The sequence below is a fragment of the Mycobacterium marseillense genome (assembly GCF_010731675.1).
In the GTDB taxonomy this organism is placed as follows: Bacteria; Actinomycetota; Actinomycetes; order Mycobacteriales; family Mycobacteriaceae; genus Mycobacterium; species Mycobacterium marseillense.
In genome coordinates, this window is the sequence record NZ_AP022584.1 from 1578027 (window position 1) to 1603308 (window position 25282).

At 60.4% G+C, this 25282-nt stretch carries 21 protein-coding genes and 1 pseudogene; 8 read left to right on the top strand and 14 right to left on the bottom strand.

The features are described 5' to 3' along the window. Positions 1-450: 450 nt before the first annotated feature. The 8 genes from G6N26_RS06700 to G6N26_RS06735 all read left to right on the top strand — a co-directional run bounded on the left by G6N26_RS06700 (position 451) and on the right by G6N26_RS06735 (position 11706). Positions 451-816 (top strand): MmpS family transport accessory protein, encoded by a 366-nt coding sequence (locus G6N26_RS06700; protein WP_067173146.1) that lies wholly within the window; start codon positions 451-453, stop codon positions 814-816. Then, complete coding sequence (locus tag G6N26_RS06705) at positions 813-3707, top strand: MMPL/RND family transporter (RefSeq protein WP_083018199.1); 2895 nt, start codon at positions 813-815, stop codon at positions 3705-3707. Before G6N26_RS06700 ends, G6N26_RS06705 begins: the two co-directional genes overlap by 4 nt. A gap of 89 nt (positions 3708-3796) precedes the next feature. Next, complete coding sequence (locus tag G6N26_RS06710) at positions 3797-6709, top strand: MMPL/RND family transporter (protein ID WP_083018201.1); 2913 nt, start codon at positions 3797-3799, stop codon at positions 6707-6709. Positions 6710-6907: 198 nt separating this feature from the next. Beyond that, positions 6908-7855: an ATP-binding cassette domain-containing protein gene (locus tag G6N26_RS06715; protein ID WP_083018203.1), complete on the top strand. Its 948-nt coding sequence runs from the start codon at positions 6908-6910 to the stop codon at positions 7853-7855. Next, complete coding sequence (locus tag G6N26_RS06720; RefSeq protein ID WP_067173107.1) at positions 7852-8592, top strand: ABC transporter permease; 741 nt, start codon at positions 7852-7854, stop codon at positions 8590-8592. Before G6N26_RS06715 ends, G6N26_RS06720 begins: the two co-directional genes overlap by 4 nt. Before the next feature lie 2 nt (positions 8593-8594). After that, the gene (locus G6N26_RS06725; protein WP_082991485.1) at positions 8595-9383 is read left to right on the top strand and encodes an ABC transporter permease; all 789 of its coding nucleotides are present in this window, start codon (positions 8595-8597) and stop codon (positions 9381-9383) included. A 62-nt stretch (positions 9384-9445) separates the two neighbouring features. Beyond that, positions 9446-10402, top strand: a complete 957-nt coding sequence (locus tag G6N26_RS06730) for a glycosyltransferase family 2 protein (protein WP_083018287.1) — start codon at positions 9446-9448, stop codon at positions 10400-10402. Positions 10403-10668: 266 nt separating this feature from the next. Further along, positions 10669-11706: a glycosyltransferase family 2 protein gene (locus G6N26_RS06735; RefSeq protein ID WP_225323428.1), complete on the top strand. Its 1038-nt coding sequence runs from the start codon at positions 10669-10671 to the stop codon at positions 11704-11706. Positions 11707-11715: 9 nt separating this feature from the next. Here G6N26_RS06735 and G6N26_RS06740 read toward each other — a convergent pair whose 3' ends face one another. The 14 genes and pseudogenes from G6N26_RS06740 to G6N26_RS06805 all read right to left on the bottom strand — a co-directional run bounded on the left by G6N26_RS06740 (position 11716) and on the right by G6N26_RS06805 (position 25088). Continuing rightward, on the bottom strand, positions 11716-13053 hold the full coding sequence (locus tag G6N26_RS06740; RefSeq protein ID WP_083018289.1) for a class I adenylate-forming enzyme family protein: 1338 nt from the start codon (positions 13051-13053) through the stop codon (positions 11716-11718). A gap of 41 nt (positions 13054-13094) precedes the next feature. Further along, positions 13095-13328 (bottom strand): acyl carrier protein, encoded by a 234-nt coding sequence (locus tag G6N26_RS06745; protein WP_067173104.1) that lies wholly within the window; start codon positions 13326-13328, stop codon positions 13095-13097. Then, positions 13321-15096, bottom strand: coding sequence for an HAD-IIIC family phosphatase (locus G6N26_RS06750; RefSeq protein WP_139799142.1), 1776 nt, complete (start codon positions 15094-15096; stop codon positions 13321-13323). Before G6N26_RS06750 ends, G6N26_RS06745 begins: the two co-directional genes overlap by 8 nt. Next, a pseudogene (locus G6N26_RS06755) lies at positions 15093-16294 on the bottom strand (SDR family oxidoreductase). The gene G6N26_RS06750 and the pseudogene G6N26_RS06755 overlap by 4 nt, the downstream one beginning before the upstream one ends. An 85-nt stretch (positions 16295-16379) precedes the next feature. Further along, complete coding sequence (locus G6N26_RS06760) at positions 16380-17420, bottom strand: 3-oxoacyl-ACP synthase III family protein (protein WP_225323427.1); 1041 nt, start codon at positions 17418-17420, stop codon at positions 16380-16382. Between the two features lie 61 nt (positions 17421-17481). Continuing rightward, positions 17482-18141 carry an MBL fold metallo-hydrolase gene (locus G6N26_RS06765; RefSeq protein ID WP_067173095.1) on the bottom strand — a complete coding sequence of 220 codons (660 nt, stop codon included), beginning with the start codon at positions 18139-18141 and terminating at the stop codon, positions 17482-17484. Between the two features lie 72 nt (positions 18142-18213). After that, on the bottom strand, positions 18214-18930 hold the full coding sequence (locus G6N26_RS06770; RefSeq protein WP_083018208.1) for an SDR family NAD(P)-dependent oxidoreductase: 717 nt from the start codon (positions 18928-18930) through the stop codon (positions 18214-18216). Between the two features lie 9 nt (positions 18931-18939). After that, the gene (locus tag G6N26_RS06775) at positions 18940-19236 is read right to left on the bottom strand and encodes a hypothetical protein (protein WP_067173089.1); all 297 of its coding nucleotides are present in this window, start codon (positions 19234-19236) and stop codon (positions 18940-18942) included. Positions 19237-19341: 105 nt separating this feature from the next. After that, positions 19342-19920 (bottom strand): GNAT family N-acetyltransferase, encoded by a 579-nt coding sequence (locus tag G6N26_RS06780; RefSeq protein ID WP_232067540.1) that lies wholly within the window; start codon positions 19918-19920, stop codon positions 19342-19344. A 5-nt stretch (positions 19921-19925) separates the two neighbouring features. After that, positions 19926-20831 carry a class I SAM-dependent methyltransferase gene (locus G6N26_RS06785; protein ID WP_067173083.1) on the bottom strand — a complete coding sequence of 302 codons (906 nt, stop codon included), beginning with the start codon at positions 20829-20831 and terminating at the stop codon, positions 19926-19928. Between the two features lie 341 nt (positions 20832-21172). Next, positions 21173-22138, bottom strand: a complete 966-nt coding sequence (locus tag G6N26_RS06790; protein WP_067173080.1) for a sulfotransferase family protein — start codon at positions 22136-22138, stop codon at positions 21173-21175. 917 nt (positions 22139-23055) lie between these two features. Further along, positions 23056-24198, bottom strand: a complete 1143-nt coding sequence (locus tag G6N26_RS06795) for a DegT/DnrJ/EryC1/StrS family aminotransferase (protein WP_131813345.1) — start codon at positions 24196-24198, stop codon at positions 23056-23058. Positions 24199-24243: 45 nt separating this feature from the next. Then, positions 24244-24678 (bottom strand): sugar 3,4-ketoisomerase, encoded by a 435-nt coding sequence (locus G6N26_RS06800; RefSeq protein ID WP_169925523.1) that lies wholly within the window; start codon positions 24676-24678, stop codon positions 24244-24246. Next, complete coding sequence (locus G6N26_RS06805; protein ID WP_083018212.1) at positions 24675-25088, bottom strand: sugar 3,4-ketoisomerase; 414 nt, start codon at positions 25086-25088, stop codon at positions 24675-24677. The genes G6N26_RS06800 and G6N26_RS06805 overlap by 4 nt, the downstream gene beginning before the upstream one ends. Positions 25089-25282 lie beyond the last annotated feature (194 nt).

The window sequence follows — 25282 nt, forward strand, 5'->3', positions numbered from 1 at the left end:
AAGTACTGATACGGAAGCGACGGGCGTGGTTTACTCGTCAAGACCTGGTCGCGCTCCCCGGGGGCGGGGCTCGCATGAGGTGACGGAGACACGACTGGTCGGCGACGTGCACCGCATTCGAGGCGCCGCAGTCTGGCGTGTTGCTACCGGTCTGTAGTTGCATGTTCGGGTGGCGAAGCCCGCGCGGACGTGAAGACGGCTGAAGGGGGTGCAGTGGTCGACTCCGATGTGCGGGCCCGGCCCGACAACACCATCGCGGAAGGACGAGACATTAGCCAACCGTCTGGCCGGGGACGCGGTTTCCTCGGCTTTGGTCGCCGATCCTCATCTGAACCCACGCAGCAAGGTGGCCGTCAAACGACTCGGCCCCAAAAGGGAGCAGCGGCTTTCGGTCTTCTCAAGCGCCTGTGGATCCCATTGGTGATCGTGGCCGTGGTCATTGCCGGGGGCATGACCGTTTCGCGGTTGCACGGCGTTTTCGGCTCCGAGCACCGCCCTTCCTACGCCGACACCAGGCAACAGGACACCAAGCCTTTCAATCCCAAGCACGTGAAGTACGAAGTCTTCGGCCCGGCGGGGACGATGGCCGACATCAGCTACTTTGACGCCAACGGCGAGCCGAACCACATCAATGGCATCGTGTTGCCGTGGACGTTCGACATCTCGACGACGTTGCCGTCAATCGTGGGAAACGTAGTGGCGCAGGGCAATAGCGACACTCTTGGCTGCCGCATCGTAGTTGACGGCGTTGTCAAAACCGAGAGGATCTCGCACCAATTGAACGCATTCACCTACTGCGTGTTGACCGCCACATGAGCACCGAACAACTGGAGACACAGCAGCCGGCCGCGCGATCACGGGCGGCGCGGCTGATCCACCGGTTGTCGGTGCCCATCATCTTGGGTTGGCTCGGCATTGCCGTCCTCATCAGCGTCGCCGTCCCCTCGCTGGAGCAGGTGTCGGCCGAGCATGCGGTATCGCTCAGCCCCCTGGGGGCGCCGTCGTTCAAGGCGATGGAACGCCTGGGCGAGGATTTCAAGGAGACCAATACCGGCGCTTTGGCCATGGTTCTGCTGGAGGGCCAGCAGCAACTGGGCGACGACGCGCACACGTATTACACGCGTTTGGTTCGGCTTTTGGAGGCCGACCACACGCATGTGCAGCACGTCCAGGATTTCTGGGGCGATCCGCTGACCCGCGGCGCCGCGCAAAGCCAGGACGGCAAGGCCGCCTATGTCCAGGTGAACCTGAACGGAAACGCGGGCGCGGCGGCGGGCGACGAATCTGTGGCCGCAATCAGAAAGATCGTGCAGCAGGCTTCTCCCCCGCCCGGGCTGAAGGTCTATGTGACCGGTCCCGCGGCCATCATCGCGGACATGAACATCGCCGGCGCGAAGACGGTCATGCTGGTTACGCTGGCGAGCCTTTGCGTGATCTTCTTGACGTTGCTCTTTGTTTACCGGTCAATTGTCACCGTCATTCTTTTGTTGCTCATCGTCGGCTTGGAATTGCAGATCGCGCGCGGAATGGTCGCGCTTCTCGGGCATCTCGGGCTGGTCGGCCTTACGACTTTTGCCGTCAACCTATTGGTCGCGGCCGTCATCGCGACGGGGACCGACTACGGCATTTTCTTCGTCGGCCGATATCAAGAGGCTCGGCAGGCCGGTGAAAGCCGGGAAGAGGCCTTCTACACCACGTACGCCGGCGTCGCCAAGGTCGTGTTGGCATCCGGATTGACGATCGCGGGCGCGGTGCTCTGCCTCAGCTTCACTCGCCTTCCCTATTTCCAGCCACTCGGTATCCCCTGTGCGGTCGGTATCGCGGTTGCGGTGCTGGTCGCGCTGACATTGGGACCGGCGCTGCTGGCCGCCGGCGCCCGGTTCGGCCTGTTCGAGCCGCGGCGGGCGGTCTCGGCCCGTCGGTGGCGACGGATCGGTACGGCCATCGTTCGGTGGCCGGCACCCATCCTGGTCGCCTCGCTGGCCGTCGCGCTGATCGGGCTGTTGGCCTTGCCGAATTACCACCCCAGCTACGACGACCAGAAATTCATTCCGCAAAGCATCCCCGCCAATGTCGGGTATGCGGCGGCGGCGCGCCACTTTCCCGGTCAGCGGATGCAGATGCCCGAGATTCTGTTGGTCGAGACCGACCATGATTTGCGCAATCCGACCGACATGTTGGTGATCAACAAACTCGCGAAGGCCGTGCTGGGGGTCCCGGGAATTGCCACGGTGCAAACCGTCACCCGTCCCGAAGGTGTTCCCCTGCAGCACACCACGATCCCGTGGATCATCAGCATGGGTCAGGCCAGCCAGATGCAGAATATGGCCTTTCAAAAAGACCGCATGAACGACATGCTTGTCCAGGCCAACGAGCTGGGAAAAATGATCGGCATCATGCAGCACATGCTGGATCTGATGAAAGAGCTCGTCTCCACGACTCACCATATGGTCCAGACGACACATGAAATGCAGGACATCACGTCAGAGTTGCGCGACCACATCTCGGATTTCGAGGACTTCTTCCGGCCCCTTCGCAGTTACTTCTACTGGGAAAAGCACTGCTACGACATCCCGGTTTGTTTCTCGCTGAGATCGATCTTTGATTCCCTCGACGGCGTAGATGAGATCAGCGACAAACTGGCCGAGATGGTCAAGAACCTCGACCAGCTCGATGCGATCCTGCCGCAACTGGTCATGCAGATACCGCCCATGATCGAAACGATGTCCGGCATGCGCAGCATGATGCTGACGATGCACAGCACCATGTCCGGCGTTATGGGCCAGATGGATTCGAGCTCCAAGGATCCGAGCATCATGGGGCAGGCTTTCGACGCCTCCAGAAACGACGATTCGTTCTACCTTCCGCCGGGGATCATCAACGGCTCCGAATCCTTCAAGCGGGTCGAAAAGGTGTTCATGTCGCCGGACGGGAAGGACTTCCGCCTGCTCATCTCGCAGCGGGGCGACCCGGCGACACCCGAGGGCCTCTCGCGGGTGGAACAGATCAAGACGGCGGCCGAAGAGTCGCTCAAGGGGACCCCTCTCGAAAACGCCAAGATCTACCTCACCGGTACGGCGGCGATCACCAAAGATCTGGTGGACGGATCCAAATTCGACCTGTTGATCGCCGGGGTCTCGGCGCTATGCCTCATTTTCATCATCATGCTGATCATGACGCGAAGTTTCATCGCCGCCATGGTGATCGTCGGGACGGTTTTGCTCTCGCTTGGCGCGTCCTTCGGTCTGTCCGTGTTGGTCTGGCAGTACCTGCTCGGCATGCAATTGCACTGGACGGTGCTCTCTACCTCGGTGATCGTGCTGTTGGCGGTGGGTTCCGACTACAACCTGCTGCTGGTCTCCCGCATGAAGGAGGAACTGGCCGCCGGAATCCATACGGGCATCATTCGCGCCATGGGCGGCACCGGGAAGGTCGTGACGAATGCCGGCTTGGTGTTCGCGTTCACCATGGCATCGATGGTGGTCAGCGATCTGCGCAGCATCGGCCAGGTGGGCACGACGATCGGGCTGGGCCTGCTGTTCGACACGTTGATCGTGCGGGCGTTCATGACGCCGGCCGTCGCCGCGCTGCTCGGGCGTTGGTTCTGGTGGCCACAGTTGGTGCGCCCCCGCCCCGCGAGCACGATGCTGCGGCCCACGGGTCCTCGTCCGTTGGTGCGTTCGTTGCTGCTGAAGCAGTCGCAGTAAGTGGCGGCTTTCCACTTCAGGATGGGAACAGCAATCGTGGGGAACATCGTGACACTGGGCAATAGCGCCGCCGGCCTCCTGGGGGCCGCATGACGACCCAAGGGACTCGGCCTCCCCGCGTCGCCCGGAACATCCGTCGTTTTTCGGCGCTCATCATCATCGGGTGGGTGGCCCTGACTCTGCTGGTGACCTTCGGCGTCCCGCGGCTCGAGATCGTGGGCCAACAGCATTCGGTGCCGCTGGCCCCTCAGGACGCCCCGGCGGTCCAGGCCATGCAGCGCATGGGCAGGGACTTCAAGGAGTCCGACTCGGACAGTTTCGCGATGCTGGTGATCGAGGGGCAGCAGCAGCTCGGAGACTCGGCGCACGCGTACTACGACAAATTGGTGCGCGAGCTCAAAGCCGACACCAAGCACATCGAGCATGTTCAGGATTTATGGGGAGACCGCCTCACCGCGGCGGGCGCGCAAAGTCCCGACGGCAAGGCCGTCTATGTGCAGTTGAATCTGGCCGGCAATCAGGGCACGACCCAGGGGCAGGAATCTGTGGCGGCGATCCGCGACATCATCGCGCGGACGCCACCGCCTCCCGGAATTCAGGCCTATGTCACCGGCCCCGCAGCGCTTTTTTCCGATATGCAGCTCGCGGGTGACCGATCCATTCTGAAGATGACCATGATCGGCGCCTTGATCATTTTCATCGTGCTGCTCTTGGTGTACCGCTCGGTCGTCACCGTGATCCTGTTGTTGCTCACGGTGGGCATCGAGGTCTTTGCCGCGCGCGGTGTCATTGCCTTTATCGCCGATCACAACCTCATCGCCCTATCCACATTTGCCGTCAACTTGCTGGTGGCATTGGCGATGGCGGCCGGGACCGACTATGCGATCTTCTTCTTCGGCCGCTATCAAGAGGCGCGGCAGGCTGGCGAGGACCGGGAAACCGCGTTCTTCACCACTTATCGCAGCGTCTCCCCCGTGGTCTTGGGTTCCGGTCTGACGATCGCCGGGGCCATGCTGTGCCTGAGCTTCACCCGCATGCCCATCTTCCAAACGATGGGCTTGCCTTGCTCTTTGGGCATGCTGATTTCGGTCGTGATAGCCCTGACGCTGGTTCCGGCGGTTCTGACCGTCGGCGGGGGCGTCGGGTTGTTCGACCCGACGCGCACGATCGGGTTCGGTCGCTGGCGGCGGATCGGCACGGCAATCGTCCGCTGGCCCGCACCCATCCTGTGCGCGACAATTGCGATCGCCATTGTGGGTCTGGCCACTTTGCCCGGCTATAAGACGAGCTACAACAACCGGCTGTATATGCCCAACAGTGTTCCCGCCAACGTCGGGTACGCTGCCGCCGACCGTCATTTCAATCAATCGCGCATGATGCCCGAAATCGTGATGATCGAGGCCGATCACGACATGCGGAATTCGGCGGACTTCCTGGTGCTGCATAGGCTTGCCAAGGCAATCTTCGCGGTTCATGGCATTTCGCGTGTGCAAGGCATCACGCGGCCGGAGGGAACGCCGATCCAGCACACGTCGATCCCGTTCCTGCTCAGCATGCAGCAGGCGATGATGAGTCAAGACATCAAATATATGCAGCTGCGTATGGACGACATGCTCGTCCAGGCGGACATGATGGCCAAGCAAATCGAGCTGATGAAGCGCATCTATTCGTTGCAGAAGCGCATGACCGACATCACGCATGACACCATCGTCAAGACCAAAGAGATGGCCGAGGTCCTTTACGAGCTGCGGGGCCATATGTCGGATTTCGAGGATTTCTTTCGGCCACTGCGCAGCTACTTTTACTGGGAAAAGCACTGCTACGACATCCCGATATGTTGGTCGTTGAGGAATATTTTCGAAACGCTCGACGGCGTCGATACGCTCAGCGACAAATTGACGCAGCTCCTCGGAGATCTCGATCATATGGACAAGCTGATGCCGCAGCTGCTCGAGCAATACCCGCCGATGATTGCGATGTCGGAGGACATGCGGAGCATGATGCTGACCAACCACAGCACCATGTCCGGGATCATCGGCCAGATGGACAGCAACAACAAGGACGCCGTTGCCATGGGGGAGGCGTTCGACGCCTCCAAGAACGACGACTCGTTCTATCTGCCACCGGATATCTTCGACAATGCGGACTTCAAGAAAGCGATGAGCCAATTCCTGTCGCCGGACGGAAAGGCCGCCCGCTTCATCATTTCCCACCGCGGTGACCCGGCAACGTCTGAAAGCGTGGGCCGCATCGACAAGATCAGGCAGGCGGCGGAGGAAGCGCTCAAGAACACGCCGCTCGAAAGCGCCAAGATCAACATCGCGGGTACCGCGTCCACTTTCAAGGACTTCCGGGACGGTTCGACCTACGACCTTTTGATTGCCGGCGTCGGTGCGCTGTGTCTGATTTTCATCATCATGCTCATCATTACCCGTAGTTTTGTGGCCGCCCTGGTCATCGTGGGCACGGTGACCCTGTCGTTGGGTGCCTCGTTCGGGCTGTCGGTGCTGATCTGGCAGTACATCTTCGGCATCGAGCTGTACTGGATGGTGCTGCCCATGTCGGTCATCGTCTTGTTGGCGGTCGGCTCGGACTACAACCTGCTGCTGGTGTCCCGCATGAAAGAGGAAATAGCCGCCGGCATCAATACGGGCATCATCCGCGCGATGGGCGGCACCGGGAAGGTCGTGACGAACGCTGGCCTGGTGTTCGCATTCACCATGGCATCGATGGTGGTCAGCGATTTGCGCATTATCGGTCAGGTCGGTACCACGATCGGCTTGGGCCTGATGTTCGACACCTTGATCGTGCGATCGTTCATGACGCCCACCATCGCGGCGCTGCTCGGGCGTTGGTTCTGGTGGCCGCTATTGGTTCGGCCGCGCCCGGCCAGCCTGCTGCTGCGCTCGGTGGGCACCCGCCCGTCGGTGCGCACCCTGTTGCACGACGACGACGCGGACGCTCCGACGGCCGAGATCCCGATCCCCCGGTCAACCGTCTAGGTGGTCCTCGCGTTTCTCATTGCCCGGACGACGGGACGCTCAACGCCCTCAGCGAAGAAGTGGTGAGAAAGGTTGGAAGCCAATGGTTTTGCATCGGACATTCGGAAATCCCCAGTTGCAAACAGCTTTGGGTTACGCCAGCAGATCTACCCACCTATACCGGCACCGCGCCGGTTCGCGCCATGAAATACTTCTACCGTGAGCCCATTGGCGATCGAGGTTGTAGGCCTCACAAAGACATTCGGGCGAGACACGCTCGCGCTGAGTGGCGTGGACTTTTCGGTTCCGGTGGGGACGGTGTGTGGACTCCTCGGCCATAATGGCGCCGGCAAGACGACCACGATCAACATTCTGTCAACGTTGATTCGCCCTAGCTCGGGCAGGGCCAGCGTCGCTGGATACGACCTCGCCCGCCAACCTGCCGAGGTACGGGCCAGCATCGGAATGGCCGGGCAGTTCACCGGCATGGACCCCATGCTGACGGGCCGAGAGAACCTGGTGCTGTTCGGCAGGCTGCGTGGGTTGAACCGGCGGCAGGCGAAGGCACGCGCCGACGAACTCCTCGAACAGTTCGACCTCGTCGCCGCAGCAGACCGGCGACTATCGACGTACTCCGGCGGCATGTTCCGCCGCGTCGACCTGGCCAGCGCCCTCGTGGTGCCGCCCAAGGTGCTGTTCCTCGACGAACCGACCACAGGACTGGACCCCCGCAGCCGGCGCGACGTGTGGGCCCTGGTGAGTTCGCTGACCGTGCAGGGCATCACCGTGCTGCTGACCACCCAGTACCTCGAAGAGGCCGACGTGTTGAGCGACTCGATCGTGGTCATCGACCATGGGCAGGTGATCGCCAGCGGCACCGCCGAGGAACTCAAGCGCGCGGTGGGTTCCAGCTACTGTCAGGTGACCCCGGCCAATCCCGCCGATCTGCCCCAAGTTGCAGGGGCGCTGACCGGGCTCGACGGGGTCGATATCGACACCGACACGAGTTCGGTGTCGGTGTTCGCCCCCAACGGTGTGACGACGCTGGTTGAGGTATTTCGCCGGGTCGATGCGCTCGGGCTCGAACTCGCCGATATCTCGCTGCGTAAGCCGTCGCTCGACGAAGCATTCCTGCATCTGACCGAGCGGACCGTCGCCCGGCCATGAGCGCCCTGGCCGCCCTCACCGAACGCTCGCTGATGTCGGCGGCACGCGATGGCGAGATGATCTTCGAAATCATCTCCCCCGCAGCGTATCTGGCTGGGTTCAGTGTCGCGCTGCACGGCCTGATCGACACTGGACCCGTCAGTTACACGCAGTATTTCCTGCCCGCGGTGGTCGCTCAATCGATGATTTTCGTCGGGCTGCTCACCGCCGACCGCGCGGCGCGCGACCACCTGTTTGGGTTCGGTGAGCGGATGCGGACCCTGCCCGTCCCTGCGGCGGCCACAGTCACAGCCCGCACGGTGGCCACCCTGATGCGCGCCGTGCTCTCCCTGCTAGTGGCGTTGATCGCCGGCTATGCCTTCGGTTTCCGGATAACCGGGGGATTGGGATACGCGGCGGCCTTCCTGCTCATCTCCTTGCTGCTGTGCCTGGCCATAGCTCTGGGCGCCGACGCACTGGGATCGAGCGCAAAGAGTGTCCAGGGTGCCAGCCACTTTTTGTTTGTCCCTCAACTGCTGCTGTTCATGCTCTCCACCGGAATCGCCCCCGAAAAGACCTTTCCCGAGTGGTTGCGTCCGTACGTCCGCAACCAACCGATTTCACAATTCGCCGAAACCCTGCGCGGACTGTCCACCGGGCATGTTTTGGTCAGCAACCTAGCGGCCACTCTGGCCTGGTGTCTGGGCATGGTGCTGGTCTTCGGAGCGATCACGTTGCGCATGCAAAGGCGCGGCTAGTGATGCATCGCCTCGCGCCGCACGGTTCCCTGCTGATCGAAAGTTGGGTGCAGGCAGGACGACTCCTACTCCGGTGGAGGCGTGACCAAGCGGTGCTGATGGGGTCGCTGCTATTACCTGTCTTCCTCCTCTTCATCTACAAAATTGTGCTCGGAGAACAGGTGCACAAGGTGACTGGTGTCGACAGCGTTTACGGCGTGGTCCCCATGTGCGCGGTGATTTCCGCGCTTTTCGGATCGCTGGGCAATTCGGTTGGGATCACCATGGACCGCGAGTCGCGCCTGCTCAGTAGGATGTGGATTCTGCCAATACACCGAGCGAGCGCGGTCACCGGCTGGGTGATCGCCGAGGTTGTGCGCGCGTTCATCGGCACCATCTTGATCACCGTGATCGGGGTGGCAATGGGTTTGCGCTTCACGCAGGGTTGGCCTGCGGCCCTACTTTTCCTTCTGATCCCGTCGATCGTGGTGACCGGGTTCACCGCTCTGGTGATGGCGATGGCGATCCGTAACAATGGCCGCACCGCGATGACTTGGCTCTTGGGCGTCACATTTGCGCTCGCGTTTGTCAATCCCGGTGCCACTCCAATCAAGCTGTTCCCGGATTGGGCTCAGCCATTGATCCGCATGCAGCCGATATCGCCGCCTATCGAGACCATGCGGTCATTAGCCCATGGCGGTCCAATCGGTGCGCCCTTCGTGACAACTTTGATTTGGGCTGTCGTGCTGCTCGCCGTGTTCCTCCCGCTTGCGGTGCGCGGATACCGGTTGTCCGCGGAGTCCAGCGCGTGACCGGTCCCGCCGACCAGCCTTGCCCTCCCGCTTCGGGCCTCGAACCCGCGGCCGCTGACCGAATCGACGATGCGCAGGCCGCGCCGCTGATCTCGGTGTGCGTGCCGATGTACAACAACGCGGCGACAATCGAGCGCTGTCTACGTAGCGTCCTGGATCAGGTTGGCGTCGAGTTCGAGATCGTCATCGTTGATGACCAGTCGACAGACGATGGCGCCGCTACAGCCGCGACATTGCTCCGCGCCGGAGACCGCTTGATACGCAACGACGCTCGCCTGGGCTTGAATGGAAACCACAACAGATGTTTGGAACTTGCCCGTGGCGACTACATCCAGTTTCTGCACGGAGACGATTGGTTGCTCCCAGGAGCCCTGCAGACACTGGCCCGATCTTTTGACGACTCTGACGTCGGGATGGCCTTCGCACCCCGACGGGTGCAGACCGACGATCTCCCTTGGAGCGAGCGGCGGCGGGCACCTAGCAAGCTGCACGTCTATTTTGTGAGGCTTCGGGAGCGAAATCGCGGGTCGTCGTTGGTCCTGCAGATCGTGGCCCTATGGGGCGCAAGCGCCAATTTGATCGGCGAACCGAGCTGCGTGATGTTCCGGCGGCGGCTGGCGGCGGACGCGGGAGGCTTACGGGACGACGTCTATCAGACCGTGGACTTGGATTTCTGGTTGCGTCTGATGCTGCGATCAGCGGTTTGCTTTGTACCGCAAGAGCTCTCGGTACGTCATCACACCGCAACCACCGAGTCGGCCAACATCACCAAGGCCCATCGGCACTGGCTGGACCAGCTACGCATTCTGACGTGGATGATCGTGGACCCGGCATCCACCAGCGCTGTCCGAGCCGCTGCACTGCCATGGTGGGCACTTGTCTGGTTGGGACTGCTCTTCAAAGTGACGGCGTTCGGACCTCAGCGGTCCTCGCGGCTGAAGGCGTTGCTCGCGGCGCCCGCTAGTGAGTTCGCCCGGGCGAGGCGGTTTCGCGCTGATCTTGCGCGCCCATTGCGATAGCCAACCGAAAAGCACGCCGCTCTTCGCCGTCACCGTCGAAATTCGACGAGGGCTGCGAGCGCCGGTGTACGCTCACCGCGTGCCTGTCCTGATGATGGCCGACAGCAACAAGCTCGTACATCCGGCGCCGCCTGGCACCGTAGGAGCTCGCAGTATCCGATTCAGGGCTACTCGGAAGACGCCTGTGCCCACCGCGATGCTCGGGTCTTCACGCACGACGAAAGCCCGTCTCGCGGTGCTGCGGCCGAACCCGACACGCATTGTCTATGAAGTTCTTCCAGGGCAGGCACCCAACCGCAGCTATGGCCGGAAGGATTCTCACCACATTGCCTGACGATGTATCGACATCAGTATCGGTAAATTCCAACGCTGAGGGTTCGCCAATCACCCCGATTATTTCGGTGTGCGTACCGATGTACAACAACGGCGCGACGATCGAGCGTTGTTTGCGGAGCATCCTGGATCAAGACGCTGAATACGAGCTCATCGTCGTTGACGACAACTCACCGGACGATAGTGTCGCCATCGCCGAAAAGATGCTACGCCCCGGAGACCGGCTGATACGCAACACGTCCAATCTGGGCGCGCACGGAAACCACATCAAGTGCTTGGAACTCGCGCGTGGCAGTTACATCCAATACGTGCACGGCGACGACTGGTTGCTTCCGGGAGCTCTTCGGACACTCGCCCGTTGTTTCGATGATCCCTCTGTCGGACTGGCTTTCGCGCCTCGGCGCGTGTTGACGGATGACCTCGAGTGGCTACGCCGATGCGGCACACTGCATACGCGCTTTCGGAACTTGCAAGAACACAACGACGGTCAGTCGTTAGTCATGCAAATGGCGTTGCAGGGCCTCGCAACTAACTGGATAGGAGAGCCCACCAACGTTATGTTCCGGCGCCAGCTGGCGCTCGACGCAGGAGGCATCCGCTCCGACATCGCTCATCTATCGGATTTGGACCTCTGGTTGCGTATGCTGCTGAGATCGGCGGCTTGCTTTGTCCCGCAAGAACTCTCGGTACGGCAACATTCCCCGTTTACGGTGCAAACTTTCGAGGCACGACCCTGGTGGCTTGACCGGCTGCGCCTTCTGACCTGGGTTATCGTTGATCCCGCATCACCCATCATGATTCGACTTACCGCGGGAATGTGGTGGGCGCCCGTCTGGCTGCTACGAGCTCTAGAAGTCATTGTCTACGGGCCGGACAGAGCCTCACGGATGAAAACGTTGCTGCTCGCCCCCGTCCGTGAGTTCGCCCGAGCTCGGCGGCTCCGTGCCAACCTGAAATGGAACGAGCCGTAGTCCCGACGTCTATCTGCGTACTTTCTTAAACCTTGCGGAATACATTTCCGCCTCCATCAGCACCACTTTGGCCGGCACCTTGTAGTCAGTGAGCTTGGATAGACACGCCGAACGCACACGTGCACGTAGCTCCGACAGCGGTTCGGGCTCGGTGAGCGCCACGTGTGCGACCACGATCTGCCCGAGCAGTGTGTGTTTCTCGCCCTTAACAACCACGTCAGTGACGTTTGGTAGTTGCAAAATGACATCTTCGACCTCAGCTGGGTACACCTTCTGCCCCGCCACGTTTATTAGATCGGTCACGCGGCCCAAGATCTTGAACCACTCGCCATCGACTTCCACACGATCCTGCGTGTTGAACCAGCCATCGTGATCAAAGGCAGACGGGGCGTTGAGGTAGCCGAGCATGCGGAACTCGGAGCGAACCCACAATATCCCTTCGCGCACCTGGGTCTCGAAGCCCTGTCCCCCAATTCGCACCCAGAGCGAGCCATCGGGGCGTGACTGAGATCGCAGCACACCAACCTCCGAAAGTCCGTACGTCTGCTGCAATTCGACGTTGGGGAAACGCTCACGGATGCGATCCAGGGTGGCTTGCGGCATGGTTTCGGTGCCATATGTGATGCGCTTCAAGGAGCTCAGGTCGTAACGCGTCGGCAAGTCGGTCGCCGCGAGCATGGTCAGAAATGATGGAGTTGTCGGCAGCAGGTCGACGCTGTACTTCTCGATTGCCGCACATATGGTCGGCAGGAGACGGTCCTCGGTCGTAACCACGGTGCCCAGGCTGCTGGTGATGGCAAGGATGGTGTTAATGCCACCGAAATGGTCAAGCAGGAGGAATGGAACCGCCACGACTGGCGCGCGCTGTACCTTGAACCGGTCCACGACACGCGAAAAGTCATACAGCATTCCTTTAGGCTTGCCTGTCGATCCAGATGAGAACAACACCAGGCCTGGGTTTTTCGTCCGGCGGAATTCAGTCATCAGCTGGTTGGTGACGGGCAGAGAATGTGTTTCCATCTCCCAAGTAATGCCGTTCGGGGAGAAGGTGATCCGGCGGGTACAGCCTGAGATGCTGAGCACCTCATCCTCTTCAATCACCGACCCGCGCGTCATGGGCACGACGGTTGCACGAAGCCTCGCGAGGGCCAGCAGCATGCACACAACTTCAGGCGCGTAGTCAGCCAGAACCACCACCGTTTCATGGTGCCCGACGCCGGCCTGCCGAAGTTGGAGTTCCAGGCTGGAGATGCGATCAACCATCTGGCCATAACTGAACGGCGTGCCGTGGTGAATGAAAGCCGTTCTCTCACCTGCACTTACGAAGCGCTCGATGAGCCAATCCATTGTGGCATCCACGAAGAGCCTTTCTGGAAGGGCATTCGCGTTCAGGCGACCTGCTCTTGTAGTACTAACGACAAAAGCTTGAACGAGGTCGCGTTCGCGGCGTCTTCATCTGGAAACGACACACCGAACTCTTCTTCGAGCGCCAGCACCAAACTCATCTGACGTAGCGAGTTCCAACTCTCGATACTGTCCATGCTGGCGTCCTCGCTGATCGTGGACGCGTCCACTCCCAGAACCGCGGCCATCACCTCTTTGATCTTCGCCTGATCAACCATCAATCAACTCCACCCAATCCCTATCCGCCGGCCGAAAGTCGTCCAGTTGGATTTCGTAACGGCGGCAACCGTCCTCGGATTCTTCCACCTTTGAGAGGCCAAGCCGGTCAAAGAAGTCTGCCACCTGTGTGTTTTTCGCAGTGGGCAGATAACTCGCCGACAAGGCGCGTTTACCGTGTATTCGTGAGTCTTCAAGGACGGCACGCCACACAGCAAACTCAACCCCCCGTCCGATCACACGGCAACTCATCAAGAACGCGTCTACCACGGCGTGTTCGCTGGTGAAGTCCACCACGATCACGCCTGTGACGCCGCACTTCCCAAACCGGTCGCTAACCTCAAACGAGTACACGGTACTGTCCGCGCGGTCCATTAGCGCCACAACTTCGCCCGGAGTGTAACGGCGCGTAGTCAAATTGAACTGGTTTGATTTTTGGGTCAGTTCGGCTATGCGGGGAATCTGCTCGCGCGCGTCGCGGTAGATGCGCACCTCCAAGTCCAACGAGCGCAGGTAATCCTCTTGATTGGCAAAGTTCGCTTGCGCGGCGGATGACTCGGCCAGCTGTCTGTAGTGACGAGTCTTGCTTTCGCTCTCGCTGATTACCCCGCCGGCCACGCAGAGCGCGGCCACGTCGCGAAGCATCGCCGGGTAGTCGCTCAACTTTTTCGGGACCTGGAACACCCTGACTTGGGGTAACTGTGTGCGAACGGCCTCCAACTCGAATACGGAGTCATCGATGAAGATGAAACTCTCGGCTCCAAGGTTTAGCTCCTTCGCCAGAGCTTGCAGGTTCGCAACCTTCGGCTCCCAATTCACCCTCTTGGCCGCGAAGTGTTCGTCCTTCAGCACCGCGTTAGGGTGCGTCGCAAATACCTCGTCCACATCTGCGGCGTTGTTCTTAGTACACAGGCAGAGCAAAACCCCGCTTGATTCAAGCTGGCGAAGCTGTTGCTGCACCGTCCAAAAGACATTGCCTGGGTAGTCGTACGGATCGAGCCCGATGCCGGTCAGCCCATCTTCGCCGACGATGCCTCCCCACAGCGTGTTGTCGCAGTCCAATGCCACAACTTTGTAGAAGTACGAATCAAAGCCACGCGTGGCCAGCGCGAAGCGGCGCGCGAACTCATCAAAGAAGGCGGGGGTATACGGGGCCTTGCCCGAGTAATAGAACCGCGCGTCTAACGCGGCTTTCTCCCCGAGGTGAGTCACGATCCCCGCGGTGTCGAAAAACTGCGCGTTGGCTTGCCCGTCCGCCAAGGCCTTCATTGCACGATTGAATTCGAGCAGCAACTCCCCTGCGGCTCCGTAAGGCCTGGAGTTCCACAGATGGGCGCCGGCAAGCGTCAAACGGCCTACGGAAGCGGTTTGGCCCACTGCGAGCTTGAGTTTGGAGAGCCAGGCCTGCATTCTCTCCTGCTGCTCATTGGTCGTGAGCCCATCGAGTTGAGATTCCCACGCAGCGTAGAGGTTGTCGAAAAATGGGATCACAAGCACGTGGTCAACGCCCTGGCTCACAAAGTCCGTGACGTCGTTCAGCAGATCGTCGTAGGAGCCCGTAATCACTTCCAACTTGACGTCCGCGATGTACGCATAGCGACGGAGATACGTGCCCAGAAGCTCTACCGAGATGTTGGCGGCGATTCCGAGCTTGACCGTCTGGCCGGTATGTTTTGCCTTGTCAAGAGTGGACAACGCCTTAAGCACATCGGTCATGGCCGCGGTTGGGTCGCGCAGAATCTCCAAGGCTTCAGTGCGAGCAGCACTCACGACATCGTTCCCCCGCCATTCACCTTCAGGCTTTGCCCCGTGATGTAGGAGGCCTGGTCGGATAGCAAAAAGGCGACGGCCCCGCCGTATCTTCCGGCGTACCCAAGCGGCGCAACGGTTTTAGACGCGCTGTCATCAACTGCTGCTTTTCAGAAATGCCGCTGATAAATCGGGTGTCCGTCATACCCGGGGAGACGCAGTTGATCGTGATCCCCTGCGGGCCAAGCTCTGCGGCGAGGTACCGCGCCATCGTCGCCAGAGCGCCCTTGGCCGTGGCGTAAGCCGTCCACCCGCTCACGGGGGCGCCGTCGATGGATTCCGATGTAATGCAAACGATGCGGCCTCCCCCGTTATCCGCCATAAGCGGCGCGACCGCTTGGACCGACAGGAATGCGCTTTTAACCTGTACATCGAGATGCTCTTGCACTTCGGCCCAGCGCATCTCAGCGAGCGGCTTGGGGACGATACGTGGCGAGGCGGCGTTGATCAGCGCACTCACTCCCCCAAAGTGCCGTCTCGCGGCGTCGTTCAGTCGCGCGCACCCTTCCGCAGTGGACACGTCCGCCTGTACTGCTACCGCACGCGTCTCAGGGGGCTCGATTGTGTTTAGTTGGCGCACCAGCGCATCGGCTCGATCGCGGCTGTTCAGATAGTTGACAACAAGGGAGTACCCATCAGTGGCGAGCATTTCACAGATCGCGCTACCGATACCCCCGCCCCCGCCGGTGACGATGGCGACCTTGAGCGTCGGCTTCGGTGTCACAACTTTGGCCTCGGGCGCTTCAAGCAGCTTGACCTTGCCCTGGCCTTTTAACACCGTTTGGCCGTGTTGGTTGGTGATCCGCATGTCCAGCTCTAGCAGGCGGTCGCGGGCGTGTTTGCGCACCACGGTGCAGGCCACGCTGAGCGTGTCACCTAGGCGCACCGGCAAGCTGAAGTCGAATGACTGCGATACCCACAACGCGCCTGGCCCTGGAAGTTTCGTGCCTATGACGGTTGAGATGAACGAAGCGCCCAGCATGCCATGGACGACGATCTCTTTGAAGGGCGTGCGGTTCGCAAACTCGGCATCTACGTGCAGGGGGTTGTCATCCCCGGTGAGCTCGACGAACCTTCGAATGTCGACATCGGTGATGGTCTTGACCACCGAAGCAGTGTCGCCCTCTTTTACGTCGTCAAAATTGGTGAACACGGTCATCGCAATCCTCGGTCGATCACCACACCGGCCGAGCCGAGGAACGGATGCGCACCAGCTCGGTGGACAAACATTCGCGCGACCCGCCTCATTGCGGTATCTCCAAAGTCCAATCCCATACGCTCGCCGCGAAATTGAACCCCGCGCCCACGCCGGCTAGCACCACGCGCTGGCCTCGGCTCAACTTGCGTTTGTGCACCGCTTCGCTCAGTGCGATTGCAAGCGATGCCGAGCCAGTGTTACCCACCTCGGCGACGTTGGCATATGTCTTATCCAAACCGAAGCCCATTTTTTTCACGAGGTATTCGATCAAGCGCAGATTCGCCTGGTGAAACACGACGAAGTCGATGTCGCTGATCTCGTAGCCCGACTTGGCGACTGCCTTGCGAATGGTGGGGGGCAGATGGGTGATGGCCTGCTTCCACGTCGCAATACCGTTCATCTCCATCAAGTCCACCGCGCGATCGAACGGCCGACCGTTCGTGGGAAACATCGAGCCTCCGCCGCGCTGGCGCACGGCATCGAAGTTCGAGCTGTCCGTGTGGAAGGCGGAGTGGAGGATGCCGCCTTGCTGCACTCGGCTCAGTACGGCTGCACCGGCGCCATCACTGAGGTATATGGCGGTGTTGACGTCGCTGCCATCGATGTAGCGGCTGAGCATTTCAACGCCGATAACCAGCGCGTAGCGCACAGTGTCGTCCACCTTCATGCGATCGGACGCTGCCGTCAACCCTGTAACGAAGCCCGAGCAGTTGGCTTGCACGTCGTAGATCTGTGCGTGCTTTGCCTCGAGCTGCTGCTGCACCTTGGCGGAGACCGGCGGATAGATGTAGTCCCCCGAGAAGGTGCAACAGATAATGACGTCGAGTTGCTCGGCGGTGACTTGCGCCATCGCCATCGCTTGCTTAGCTGCGGCCACTGCGAATCCCCACGCGGTGTCTTGCGGGTCTGCAATACGGCGCTGGCGGATACCAGTTTTTTCTTCGATCCACTCGGGCGTAATGGCTTGTGCCGGGTCCAGCTTCTGGCACAGCTCGTCGTTGCCGACCACTCGCGCAGGCAGGTGGTGGCCCACTCCGACGATGGAAACGGCGGGCATTGGGACGGCAGAAGTCGGAACAGTGTTCATAGCGTAAAGGCTTGCAACCCTCTCAGTGACAGGCGTGCGCTACGTCGGCATGCAGTGCGGGTCAATCGATCTCCGCCATGAACTCGCGCAGCTTGTGGTTCTTTTCGTGAATGTCTTTCAGCGTCGCGCTGCCGCCGTGTCCCGGTAGTACGAGCATCTCGTCGCCCACACGGGTGAACAGGCGACGCAGTGAGCGGCGCAGCGTCCGCGAGTCCTCGCCAGGCAATTGAGATAAGCCAATTCGCTTGGCATACAGCGAGTCTCCAGAGAAGAGCAAACCATCCACCTCGATCACAGCGCTGCCGGGGGTGTGACCCGGCACTGAATGAAAGAGGAACGACCGCCCGCCGCATTCTAGACGTGAGTCCTCGCCCTCTATCAACTGGAAATCCGGCAGTTCGATGCGCTTTTCGATCTTAAAAGCGGCCATCATGAAGTTAGACATTTTGGCCGCTTTTATATCGGCCGCGCAAAGGTAGACAGGGATGTGGTGCTGCGATTGCAGTTGAGCCGCTCCGCCTACATGGTCGAAGTGACCGTGAGTGCACAGCACAGCTTCAGGGGCCCAGTCGAGGTCGTTCAGCTTCTTCTCCAACGACGCGGAATCCAGTCCTGGGTCGACGATCACACAACGACCAGGTGCGCCAGAGGCTAAAAGGTACGTGTTTGAGGAAAAGCCTTGGTTTGCCACGATTTGCAAAGCGTCGGCGCTGGTAGTCATTTCTGTCAGGCCGCCTCGGTGCTGCAGCGTCGAAGGCGCGGTACAAACGATGTTGAACGCGATATCAGCATCTCAATGCACCCCGCCGAGGTACACCGTCTGCGCAGTAATACACCCGCTGCCAGGCCCGCAAAAGAAATCGAGCACATGCGCCACGTCTTCACGCGTCGCCATGCGCGCAAGCGGCAGGGCGGCGATCACGGCATTGACTTTATCGCGCGGTAGCTGGCTTAACATGTCGGTTTCGAAGGCGCTGACCCCGAGCGTGTTACAGGTGATGTTGGTGGTGGCCAGTTCCTTTGCCATTATGTTGGCGAGAGTGGTGACCGCAGCCTTGGTGGCAGCGTAGACCGAGTCGCCCATTGGCTCTAGGCTCACGGCCATCGAGCTCACGCTGACGATGCGACCCCATTTACCCTTGCGCATGAGCTTCGCGGCCTCGCGTGAGACGAGGAACGTGCCTAATATATTCGTTTCGACCATGGCCTGGGCCGACGCGGCCGGCAGTATCATCGCGTACTGCGAGGTCAGCACTGCAGCGTTGTTGACGCAGATGTCCAGCTTGCCGAAACGTTTGCGAATTTCTTCGAAACCAGCGCTGACTGAACTTGCGTCCCCGATGTCGACGGCTACGTCGTAGCGACGGTCCGACTTGGGAACTTCATCGACATGGCGACTAAACCCCACCACTTGGGCCCCGCGCCGCTCGAAATGTTCAGCGACCACGGCGCCCAGGCCCCGACGCGCGCCGGTTACCAACACCACCTTTTCGTCATAGCTTGCGGACATCGCCGTTACTCAGTCGCCCAGCAGTTCGAGGATGTAGGCGGTCAGTGTCGAGACGTTCAGAAATGGAACCGGATCGCGCTCCATAGCTGCGTCGTCTGTCAGGCTGACGGGCTGGCCGAATTCGTCGGCGGACAGCGTCTCGATGTCGACCATGACTGAGACGAGTTCAAGTGAATTCAACGACGCATCGGGTCCAAAAAGGGCCGTGCCAGGACCGACGTCGATCTGCTCATCCGACGCGCGCTCTTTGTTCAACGTTTCGAGAGCCTGAAAAATGATGCGTTCGACTGCTTCTTTGTTGCTCATGCTTGGACTCCGTTGCATCTCTTGATTTTTGCCCGCGGAACCGCCCACGCTGCCCGACCGACACGCGGGACGGGCGTGTTGGCAACAAGCGTTCCTAAACGCACCTCACTTCGCCTTTCTTGCCGCTTTGATAAAGACCTCCATATTTGGCTTCGTCTTTGCCGCGTACTCTTCGGCCAGCAAACCAAAAATTACCGCATCCTGGAATTTTCCGTTTATGAAATAGTGGTTACGCAACCGCCCCTCTTCGGTCATCCCCATGAATTTCTGCCACTTGATCATGAGCTTGTTGTCGGACGCGACAGATCCATGCACTCGTTGTAATCCCAGCTTGCCGAACGCCAGCTCGTACACGAGCTTCATGGCCTCTACCGCTACCGGCAGGCCGCGCACTGCCTCTTCGTCCCCGATTAAGAAGCGTCCCGGTTCAGCACGGCGGTGCGTGGTATCGACGCCAGTCAGAGAGACCATACCTACGCGACGGCCATCTTTTAGCTCAATGATGAAGTTATATTCCGAGTCGGGCCGCGTGGCGATCCAATTCGTTTGCTGCTCGAGGCTCTGCGGAGGGACGTTCAAGTTGGCCGCGCGCGCGCTTTTGCGCCACGTAAGGGTCAGTGAAGCGTCATCCACCGCTATCGGACGCAGGGTGACGAACTCGCCCTCGAGGGTGATGTCTGCCATGAAGCTCAGCGCTCCGGGGTGCACACCATGGCCATCGCGCCGGGGACGGGCACGCCCCGCGTCGGAGCTGGGTAGGCGTTGGCGAAGTAGTAGTGCTCCACGTGGAGGCCCGCTTCCTCGGCTTGCGCGAGGACGTCCTCGGCATTTCGGTAAAGGTAAATGTGGTCGGCGTTGGCGGCGTTGAGCGCGGCGGTGATGAAGAGCTTGCCGGCGGGGGCCGTCATGTTCTTCAGGGCTCGCAGTAACGCCACGGGGTCTTCGAGGTGTTCAAGCACCTCCACGCAGATCACGTGACTCACTTGGTCTTCCGGTGGCTGCGCGATAACGTCGCGCAAGCTGGTGTCATAGCGATCCAACAGCCCAAAAGCCTCGAGGTGAGCGCGGGTGAAGCGGACCGAGACCGGACTCAGGTCGTAACCAAGGCCTTCCGCCTTCGACACTGCCTGCAAAGCAGTGCGGGAGTACACACCTGTGCCGATACCGACCTCGGCAAAACGGGGTTGGGCCTCTTTAGCCAGCGAGGGCAAGAAGAACCGCTCGAAATACTGCAACTGCAGGTAGTGATGCGGCCATAGGTAATGAGAGAGCAGCAGCCCCGGCAAGTATTGCGTGTGCATGTACTCATCGTTCAGGTAAACCTCTTGCGCAGCCTCGGCGAACGTCTTGGCAGGGTATTCGCGTTCCGCCTCGAAGCGCCGTTGGCGGCGCATCGAGTCCACTGCAAAGGCGGCATAACCCTTGACCGCGTCGGCCATCGCCAGTGGATCACGGTAGACGCGGGCCAGTAGCTGCTCGAAGGCGTTGTCCCATTCAGAACCGAACTCGACGCTGGCCCGTTCAATGCTGCCGCGCGCAAAGCGGGCCTGCGTCTCGATGAGGGCCTGCGCGGCCTGGGTGTACTCGCGGGTCATCGGTTGAATCCCGTCCTCGTCGATTCCAGTCAGGCGTGGGCCCCCAGGCCCAGCGAGAGTGGGAGCGCGTTGGGTCGTTGGCATCGTATAGCGCGTTCACTTAGACAAAGAAAGCTGTGTTCATCCCCCTGGAAGCCATCATGTCAAACCACCCGACGATCAATCGGAAAGCCCAGGGTCGCATACGCGTCAGCCGTACCAAGCCGAATTGAAGAGTCGGCTTGGTTGACGTCGCCCGTGATGATTACTGTGTCCGCCCTATCGCAGCACACGTCGTCAGAGGTCGCCTTCCAGGGCCCCGAAGTCCCGAACGCGCGAGCGGGTTGCCGTCTCCCGAGCAGTCAGCGGGCATCGCGGCGGCGACGCACCTCGATACTCAAGCCGCGAACACCGCGGTGACGACGTAGCTCGATGATCACGTTACGTCGCGGTAAGAGGCGCAGGAGCACTGCGTGGGGCGGAGGCATTTGGTCCCGGAAATCCTCGCTGAAATCCCTGAAGGCCGTTCGGAAAGCATGTTCGCTCGCCCGATAGGCGTCGTAAACACGATTCAGCGCGGACTCTTGCCAGGGCTCGTCACGCGCGGCCGCTCGGGCCGCCTGATAGACGGTGGAAACCCAATCTGTGCCGAATGGCTCCGGCACCGGACCGTAGTCGCGATTGCGATGAAGATCCCTCGTGAGGAACTCGTCGATTGCGCGCTCATCGCGATGGGCCAGGTCGATTCCGAGCGCAGCGGAAATCCGTTTAATTTCGCGGCGCCAGTCGTCGAGAAGGTTGGCATATTCGACAAATACGCGTGGCACGCCGCGCGTATTCCGCTCGGCCAGAAGGTTGTACTTGAGCCACATGGCGCTCGGAAGCGCATGCGGAAGCTCCGGTGAGAGCCTCCGACTCGCCGCAACTGACGCGATGACCTCCTGTGGGCGGCGCAAGGCGACCACGACCGCGATGTCGAATCCTGCCTGTCGCGCCGCCGCAAACCACATCTCCGAAAGTGCCGTTATATAGAGGTCTTTAATCACTACAAGTGGCGCGTACGGCAGCGTCGTGAGGAAAGCCTTAATCTTGTCGATGAAGGCGGTCTTTTCTTCGACACCGATCGCGCCGTCTTCCTGCAAACGCAGTGACGGGTCGGCATCGGTGCTGTAGTGGCGGCGCAGCATATGGCCGTTGAGATGGTGAGTCTCACGCGGTTCCCAGTAGCCACGCGGATTATAGGAGTCGGCGACTTCGAGCTCGGCCGGAAGCGTAGCGCCGCACAGCGAGAGGACACGCGTGAGCGCCGACGTTCCGGACCGAGGCATGCCGAGAACGAATAAGGCGACCGGTCGGCCTCTGGTCCCCGTGGCTGCGGCGTGAACACTCAAGGGTACGTCCTTGCGATTGAGAGGCGACGCGGGGCAACGGCGCGGCATCGGGCGTCTGACGGTTCGAAAAACGCTTCATGCCATCGAGCGAGCGGAACGGTGCTACCTAGCGAGTTGTTCGTTTTCATCGCCGCATCAATGTGATGGGTCTGCACTGTCCTCGGATGGAACGGATGAGACACTGCGGCTCTGGTCGCGGCAGTGCGTCGACGCGTGCTCATCAAGGCGAGATCTTACGCGTGCGTCAGAAATGACGGCAATAGGGCACGCCCACATTTACGAACTTCACCCGCAACGAAATCCGGTGGCTCACTGTTCAACTCGTCCTTCCAGCAGTTATCGGGGCGATATGGCGACACTCTTGGTTGCACGAAAGCAGGCCACGTCCAAAGGCTTTAGAAGACACGGTGAAGTCTTGATGCGCTCGGCTAAGCCCGCCGCTGCAAAGTTGACTGCTATGCGCCTGGCACACAGCGCATCCCACAGCTGGCAGCCGTTCAGATTGAATGCCGATGGCTTACCAGACCTGGGTCACCGTAGCAACATTGGATCCAGCCTTCCGCCAGGCGCTGAGTCCACCTAGCAACTTGCCCGCGTCGCAGATCTTCCGCGGCAAATCGGGGCCGCGCGTGTGGCGGGGAGGAGCGCCGCGCACGCGTGCCTCACGGCGCTAGCGGATTGGAACCGTTCAAACGCATGGACGTAGCTAATATTTATTGGCGATTATCGCTAACCGTGTCGCGACTGAGACCGGCAACCGCCACGAGAAAACGTGCCGCCTCGGATCGGGCGATTCTTACGTTTACCGGCAGGACCGCGCCCGCAAGCCATTACGGCCAAAAACCCACGTCACGTCACGTCGCGTCGCCGTTGTCCGGACTTGACGTAAACGATCGGCAGGCGTCAACCACGCGGGAGATGTCTTCGTCCCGCAGATGGGGGCCAATGGGCAGGCTCAGGTGAGTTCGCGCCGCCCGCTCTGTGATGGGGAAGGCACCCTCGCCGAGCTCTAGTGATGCAAACGCACCAGACCTGTGCGGTGGGATCGGGTAGTGCACCAGAGTCTGAATCCCTCTGGTAATCAGGTACTTCTGTAAATTATCGCGAGATGCATGGTCGACGACGTAGAGATGCCACACATGCTCTCGATTAGGCGCGACCGCGGGCACTCCGAGGCCGGGCACGTCCGCGAGTTCGTCGGTGTAGCGTTTTGCGATCGCTTGCCGACGAGCATTCCAGTCGTCGAGGTGCTGCAATTTGATGCGCAATACCGCAGCTTGGATCTCGTCGAGCCGTGAATTCGCTCCAAGCAGGTCATGAACGTATTTCTTGCTGCTGCCATAGTTCCCGAGTGACCGGACACGAGCAGCAATACCTGCGTCGTCGGTAGTTACGGCTCCCCCGTCACCAAGCGCCCCAAGGTTTTTCCCAGGATAGAAGCTCCAGGCCACCGCGTCGCCGTGAGCGCCAATGCGCCGGCCGCTGTAGCGCGCCCCATGCGCCTGCGCCGCGTCCTCTACCACCGCCAACCCGTGTTTCTTCGCCACGTCGAGAAGTTCAGCAAGATCCGCGGGTTGGCCGAAGAGGTGTACGGGAACGAGGGCACGGGTGCGCGGGGTAATGGACTCAGCTACGCGAGCGGGATCAAGGTTCCACTGGCCGACGACCGGCTCCACGCCCACTGGCCGAGCACCGGTGTGTGCCACCGCGATCCATGTGGCGATGAAAGTATGTGCCGGAACGATAACTTCATCGCCTGGCCCGACCCCAAGCGCTTTCAATGCCAGAGTAATAGCATCCAAGCCATTGCCAACTCCAACGGCATGTCGGGCCTCCGTAAATTCAGCAAACTCCCGCTCAAACGCCGCCGTCTCTTCGCCAAGTACGTACCAGCCGCTGCGCACGACCCGCTCGACTGCTTCCCGCACAGGTGCATCGAGTTCCTGGGTGGCGGCGCGAACATCGAGAAAGGGCACCTGTGCAGGGACGTCAGGCATGACGGTTCCTTGCTTCGACTACGCGGCCGACAGGCCGTAGCCCGATCAACCGATATCACCCCCATCGGCACGGGCGCGGACCATCGACAAGAAGTCCCCATAGTCTCGGATGTAGTCGCGTTCGTCGTAGGGTAGCGAGGCGAACACCAAACATATGGCTCCGGTGCAGAAGCCGGTGATTTCGCGCCAGATCATGCTCGGCAGGTAAAGGCCATAATACGAGCGGTCGAGTGAAACGGTCCGTTGGTTCTCTCCGTCGTCGAGGGTGACGGCGAACGACCCCGAAGCTGCAACGATCAATTGTTGCAACTCTCGATGTGCGTGGCCACCGCGCTCTGCACCACCAGGAACGTCGTAAAGGTAGTAGACCCGCTTGATTGCAAAAGGGACGTGGACCTCGCCATATAGGGGAGACAGAGCGCCGCTGGTACTTTCGATTTTGTCCAGATCCACCAATCTGCATTCGTCTACGCGACTCATTGCTCATTCCTGAGCCGTAGAAAGTCACCATAATCGCGTACGTAATCGGCAGGCGTGAATGGGTTAGAAGCGAGGACGAGCGCCACCGAGTTCGTGGAGAAGTTGATCATTTCCCGCCATATGAGGTTAGGAACGAAAAGAGCATGGTAAGACCGGTTCAACACGTAACGCACTTGATGGGAGCCATCGTCCAAGGTGACCTCGAAACTCCCTGACAGCGCAAGTATCAACTCCTGGCCTGTCCGGTAAGCATGGCCTCCGCGCATTGAGCCGCCCGGGACGTCATAAATCCAGAAGGCGCGTTCTACTTCAAAGGGCAGATACTCCCCCGATTCGATGAAGGTGAGGTTGCCCCGTGGATCGTGAATTTTGGGTAGATCGATCAGCCGGCAGTCGTTGGTGCTGATCATGGATTGCCTTGCAGCTTCGGATTTAATTGCAGTGCGACAGCAAACGCGAGGGTCGGCCGCGAGTGCGATCGTCCGCCGCATACAGGTCGCAGTACGGCCGGCTTTACCCTGCGTAGTTTTCCGGCTGCAATCTTTTGCACCAATGCCTCCCGCAAAAAGCGATACAAACTCGTCCCGGACCAGTGCTAACGCAT

Excerpts from the sequence above, each read along its gene's own strand:
- G6N26_RS06765 (WP_067173095.1), bottom strand. The coding sequence starts at position 18,141 with ATGACTACCAGCGCCGACGCTTTGCAAATCGTGGCAAACCAAGGCTTT.
- G6N26_RS06725 (WP_082991485.1), top strand. The coding sequence starts at position 8,595 with ATGCATCGCCTCGCGCCGCACGGTTCCCTGCTGATCGAAAGTTGGGTG.
- G6N26_RS06800 (WP_169925523.1), bottom strand. The coding sequence starts at position 24,678 with ATGAGTCGCGTAGACGAATGCAGATTGGTGGATCTGGACAAAATCGAA.
- G6N26_RS06705 (WP_083018199.1), top strand. The coding sequence starts at position 813 with ATGAGCACCGAACAACTGGAGACACAGCAGCCGGCCGCGCGATCACGG.
- G6N26_RS06735 (WP_225323428.1), top strand. The coding sequence starts at position 10,669 with ATGAAGTTCTTCCAGGGCAGGCACCCAACCGCAGCTATGGCCGGAAGG.
- G6N26_RS06700 (WP_067173146.1), top strand. The coding sequence starts at position 451 with ATGACCGTTTCGCGGTTGCACGGCGTTTTCGGCTCCGAGCACCGCCCT.
- G6N26_RS06710 (WP_083018201.1), top strand. The coding sequence starts at position 3,797 with ATGACGACCCAAGGGACTCGGCCTCCCCGCGTCGCCCGGAACATCCGT.
- G6N26_RS06745 (WP_067173104.1), bottom strand. The coding sequence starts at position 13,328 with ATGGTTGATCAGGCGAAGATCAAAGAGGTGATGGCCGCGGTTCTGGGA.
- G6N26_RS06790 (WP_067173080.1), bottom strand. The coding sequence starts at position 22,138 with ATGCCTCGGTCCGGAACGTCGGCGCTCACGCGTGTCCTCTCGCTGTGC.
- G6N26_RS06720 (WP_067173107.1), top strand. The coding sequence starts at position 7,852 with ATGAGCGCCCTGGCCGCCCTCACCGAACGCTCGCTGATGTCGGCGGCA.
- G6N26_RS06795 (WP_131813345.1), bottom strand. The coding sequence starts at position 24,198 with ATGCCTGACGTCCCTGCACAGGTGCCCTTTCTCGATGTTCGCGCCGCC.
- G6N26_RS06770 (WP_083018208.1), bottom strand. The coding sequence starts at position 18,930 with ATGTCCGCAAGCTATGACGAAAAGGTGGTGTTGGTAACCGGCGCGCGT.
- G6N26_RS06805 (WP_083018212.1), bottom strand. The coding sequence starts at position 25,088 with ATGATCAGCACCAACGACTGCCGGCTGATCGATCTACCCAAAATTCAC.
- G6N26_RS06760 (WP_225323427.1), bottom strand. The coding sequence starts at position 17,420 with ATGAACACTGTTCCGACTTCTGCCGTCCCAATGCCCGCCGTTTCCATC.
- G6N26_RS06785 (WP_067173083.1), bottom strand. The coding sequence starts at position 20,831 with ATGACCCGCGAGTACACCCAGGCCGCGCAGGCCCTCATCGAGACGCAG.
- G6N26_RS06780 (WP_232067540.1), bottom strand. The coding sequence starts at position 19,920 with ATGGCAGACATCACCCTCGAGGGCGAGTTCGTCACCCTGCGTCCGATA.
- G6N26_RS06775 (WP_067173089.1), bottom strand. The coding sequence starts at position 19,236 with ATGAGCAACAAAGAAGCAGTCGAACGCATCATTTTTCAGGCTCTCGAA.
- G6N26_RS06740 (WP_083018289.1), bottom strand. The coding sequence starts at position 13,053 with ATGGATTGGCTCATCGAGCGCTTCGTAAGTGCAGGTGAGAGAACGGCT.